We start from the raw sequence: 5,374 nt of genomic DNA on the forward strand, positions 1-5,374 counted from the left end.
GTGCAATACGGTTAGGCGCATTTCGTGAGATGGCTGCTTTAGGGATGTCAGGAAAAGTGGGTCTTGATAAAGCAGGCATACCAAAATGCAGTACCTTTTTTAATAACGACACTCTATTTTATGAAATTGAAAAAATAGTCAGCCAACATTGTGAAACCGTGTTGAATGCCTATGATTTGTTTATATATAAACTATCTTATCAAGTGTTTAGTCTAAATGGGGTATTAAAATTTTGACTTCGATTTGTCGATTAACAAGAATAAGATTGAGCAAAACGTATCTCTTTATACCTAACAAGACATCTCGCTATTTAGACATGTGTAGATTGTTTAGTCGGGATATTAATTTTACTAAAATTCAAATAATAGATGTTAATAATTAAAGTTGTTACAGAGTATTTATCGCATCATGAAGATTAAAATAAATAACATACTGATAAAAAAAAGCTTTTTTCTTATTCTGCTTATACTGGCTTCATTCATAGGAAATTTTTTCCCACTAACACTACTTTTTGGCATTGATTTATTATTTGGTAGTGTATTCGTAATCATCGCCATACACCATTTTAACTGGCGCGCTGGGATAATAGTTGCATCTATTGCTAGTGCATATAGTTTTGTTTTGTGGGGTAATCCTTTTGCATGGATTATATATGTATTAGAAGCTTTAGTGATTGGTTACCTTTACAAAAAAGGCAGAAGCTTATTTTTTGCTGAATGTATTTTTTGGTTGTTTATTGCCACTCCATTAATAATATTGTTTTGTGTAGTATTTTTACATATGACGAACTCTTTTTGGCAATTGGTACTCACAAAGCAAATTTTTAATGGATTCCTTAACGTATCGTTAGCAATATTATTGATTAAATTTTTCAATGTTGAGGGCTATAAAAATAATAAACTAGTCAGTTCTTCTTTGGAAGAATCGATAAGATGGTTCTCGCTTGCCACATTATTAGTACCTCTTCTTATTCTTATGGTGTTAGAAAGTAGAGACGAGTATTTTAGAATGACTGAGTTGTCCATTAATTCCATTGAAGAGGCGTATGACACGAATTTAAAAACAATAAGTCAGGACATTGAGACAGACATACTGACAAAGAAAAATATTTTAGATGACCTATCAAAAAATAAAAAATTTATTACACTTTTCACACAAAATAAAGTGCGCGATTTTGAACAAAACTTTCAATTATCACTTCAACACTTCGATCACGTTTTACTCGTTAATAATGGAATTGTGGTTGCTGATTACCTTTCTAAAGAAGCAAGTTTCAGTAACAAAATGCTTGGCAAAGACTTATTTTTACAACCTTCTTACAAAGAATCATTGAAAAGTAACCGTGTGGAGATCAGTAGCGCAAATTCTGTAATTGATAATCAAAGAATTATTACAATAGTGACTCCCATTTCAACTGAGCCGTTGCACGATACTTCATTAATAGGCGTTATAACAAAAAAACACATAGCTTCAATAATCAGCAACAGAATTTTGAAATTTGGTCAGTTTAATTTTGAATTATTTGACAATAATTTAAAATTATTTTTTTCTAATCTCCCATCTGTCGAAATCCCCGGAGGACATCCCGGTGTAACCTGGTCTAATTTACCTTTTGAAAACAAAAAAAATCTGTTCCACCTTATTATTGAGGATGAAAATGTACCCACATTAACGAAATGGAGAAATTCATATTTTATGAAAGAAAAAATGATTTCTAATGAATTTCCCTGGAAACTTACCATTTTATCGCCATTAAAAAATCAAGTTGATACGTTGAGTAAAGACTATACATTCTTACTATTTGTGATCTTTGGAATAGTGTTAGTTTCAATGATATTCACCACGTATTTTGCAAGAAAAATTGTTAAGCCACTTGTCGAACTTACAAAAATAACAAATGACATTAAATTAAACCCTGATATGGATTACATTAATTGGCCTACAAGTTCAGCAACCGAAACAGACTTATTAATAGACGCATTTAAAAATAACCATCAAATTATTTCTCAAAGCTTTCAACAGTTAACAGAACAAAATGTTGAGATAAAACGTTTACTGGGCTACAACAAAGCCATTTTGGAAGCATCCTTAGATGCAATGATTACGATTGACTCCAGTGGTAATGTTATTGATTTCAACAACGTAGCAGAAGATGTATTTGGTTGGAGCTATGATGAAATAGTTGGTAAAAACTTAGCAGAATACATCATTCCTGAAAATATGCGTGAAGCTCATACACGCGGTATGAAACACTTCTTTGAAACAGGTAACGGTCCTGTATTTGGAAAACGATTGGAGCTCTTTGGCTTACACAGGGATGGTCATGTTATTCCGATTGAGATTTCTATTTCACCTACAAAATCAGATTCCGAGCAGATATTTACCGCATTCATAAAAGATATATCTGAAAGGCGTGATAACGAAAATAAGCTAATTAATGCTCAACAATTGTCCAAGCAAGTGGCAGATAATTGGGTCCGATTCATCGATACTGCTAATGCACCTATTTTTGGTATTGATGCAAAAGGTAAGATAAATGAATGGAATCAAAAAGCAGCTGAGATTACGGGGTTTCATGCTGATGAAGTAAGGGGTAAAGACTTAGTTGAAGAATTTATCACTGCGAATTATCGGCATTCAGTTAACGAGGTATTTCAAAAAGCATTACAGGGTGATGAAACCTCTAATTTTGAATTCTCATTACATACTCAAATTAATAATTCAGTCATGATATTACTTAATGCTACGACACGCCGCGATGAGCTTGGAAATGTGGTGGGCGCTGTTGGGGTAGGGCAAGATATTACTGAGCTTCATAGTTACCGCTCTGAAATGGAAGTGAAGGTGACCAAACGGACGCGTGAGTTGAATACTATCTTAACACTAAGTCCAGATGGCTTTGTATTAGTCAGTGCTGATAATTACATTCGTTATATCAATCCTGCTTTTTTAGATATGACGGGACTTAAATCCGATGCATTAATTGATAAACCTGCTGAAATATTTGTTGAATTAATGAACCGCTTATTTGATCCAAATCAAATAGGTGGAAAAATCTATATTGGAGGCGAAGACGTAGAGCAAATTGTCTATCTTTCTGGCCCTAGCGTACGGATTCTCAAAGTTAACCACAGGACAATGTACGGATCGAATGGGTGCAAAGAAGGTGAAGTACTTTATTTCAGAGATGTAACTCATGAAACAGAAGTTGATAGAATGAAAAGTGATTTTTTATCCACCGCTGCTCACGAACTTCGAACACCACTTGCCAGTATTTATGGTTTTTCTGAATTACTAATGGCTCGTGATTATGACAAAAATACATCCTATAAAATACTTGAAACCATTCATCGGCAATCATTAAATCTCAAGCACTTACTGGATGAGCTTCTTGATTTATCTCGAATAGAAGCCAGAGCCGGAAAAGATTTTCATATGGAAGACAACACACTTCAAGACATAGTAAAAGAGTCATGTGTTGAAGTTGAAGGTGCATTTAGTGGCCGAAAAGTGAATGTTCAGATTATGGGGGATTGGCCTGTATTGTCTTTTGATATTGATAAAATGCGTCAAGTATTTAGTAACTTATTAAGTAATGCATTTAAATATTCACCTGAAAGTGAAGACGTTATTTTACAAACAAGCGAGAGAGAAAAGAACGGAAATAAGCAGTTTGGTGTCATCATCATTGATAATGGTATAGGCATGACACCTGAACAGCTTGCCCGTGTCGGAGAGCGATTTTACCGAGTTGATGAATCTGGTTTTATACCGGGTAGCGGATTAGGCGTATCGTTGGTAAAAGAGATAATCTCAATTCATGGTGGAGATGTTGAGTTTTCAAGTGTTGCTGGAAAGGGAACTAGGGTAACTGTATGGCTCACCATTGTTAACATTAACCCTCAGGTTTAGCTTACATGATATTAACTAAATTTTTAATCTTTTTAAAAAGATCATCTCACTCAATTATTATCTTTATTGCCCTGATTAAATTAACACATGACGTTAACAAAAAACGTGCTATGGAAATCCAAAGCAATGTTCAAGTATGTGTATCGATACATATCTATTGGATCAGTTCATTTTTATTGAAATACCCGATGAAGTTAAAAATAAAAAAATTATTATTAATAGATTAATTTCTGTATTAAATAGAGGAAAAATTAAAAATGATGCCTATTGTTATTATTAAGATCATGGAATTGGGTTGTATTCGTGTTTAAAAATTTAACATTGATGAACAGACTGGCTTTGATTGGTATTTTTTCTACAATTGGGACTTTTGTAGTACTGTTTATAAGTGTCAATAGTCTTAACATTATGACTGAAAGCTTCAAGAAAGTGATCAATCAAGACTCTGCTAAGGCTGCATTGAGCAAAGACATAATGGCAAACTTTCTAGAACTAGATAGAACTGAAAAAAATCTAATTTTGGCACTAACCATTGAAGAAATGCAAAAATACAATCGTCATTTTTTGAATACGAAAGAGGATATCGAAAGCAACATGGTTGAGTTGAAAGTACTCATAGATAAAGAAAACATTTCAGTATTAGCTGCTCTCAAAACGATTTATGATGAATATGTGGTCGTTTATGAAAACATTTATAACCTAACAATACAAAATTCAAGCGAAAAAGCTAGATCTCTGATACGTGGTGATGCGCGCAACACAATAAAACGCGTAGATAAATTAACAGATGAACTCGCTTTAATTATTCATGATGAAATACTCACTGAATTGTCAAGTATAGATCTAGACAGAGCATCCATAGAAAAAAAGACAAAAGCATTAATATTAATCTCCAACATACAATCAGCTATTTTGAAGTCTATTCGGGATACTGGTCATACCATTTTGTTACTCAATGAAAGTGAAATGTCAGAGATGGCAATACGTTCCACAAAACATTTGGAACAAGTCCATGTGGATGCGCAAACACTCAGGAATATCTCTGATTCAGATAAAAATAAGCAAATTGATAAAATACTAGTCGAACTAAAAAAATATGATGAAGTCCATTCGAAAATACTGACTTTGTCGATGGAAAATTCTAATCAAAAAGCATTGGTATTATCTTCTACAAAATCCCGAGATTATATTTTTAATGCCAGTCGATTAGTTACTGATATATCAACCTATAATGATTCCAAATTGAATGATGCAAAAATCGCATCTGATGATATGTCAGAACAAACTTATACCAATTTAGTGACGGTATTTAGCGTTTTCATTATGACTCTTATTTATTTTAGTATTATCTTGTATCGATACTTCAATGAGAGATTGGCGAGTGTTTATAAACAAGTAAACGCGATAAAAAATGATACATTTGAAGTTCATACACAAGGTCAAGTTTATAGTGATGAACTAG

Annotated in this window: 3 protein-coding genes; all 3 read left to right on the forward strand. The window is 33.2% G+C overall.

Annotated elements, in window-relative coordinates; translation table 11 throughout:
• A partial coding sequence (locus tag ACJAT7_RS17570) for a hypothetical protein (RefSeq protein ID WP_415228096.1) occupies positions 1 to 236 on the forward strand: 236 nt, incomplete at its 5' end.
• Positions 237 to 408: 172 nt separating this feature from the next.
• Positions 409 to 3,912, forward strand: coding sequence for a PAS domain S-box protein (locus ACJAT7_RS17575; RefSeq protein WP_415228097.1), 3,504 nt, complete (start codon positions 409 to 411; stop codon positions 3,910 to 3,912).
• Positions 3,913 to 4,215: 303 nt separating this feature from the next.
• Positions 4,216 to 5,374 (forward strand): MCP four helix bundle domain-containing protein (locus tag ACJAT7_RS17580; protein ID WP_415228098.1); only part of this gene is annotated, 1,159 nt, incomplete at its 3' end.

Origin of the sequence: Psychromonas sp. (assembly GCF_047632995.1) — a bacterium.
In the GTDB taxonomy this organism is placed as follows: Bacteria; Pseudomonadota; Gammaproteobacteria; order Enterobacterales; family Psychromonadaceae; genus Psychromonas.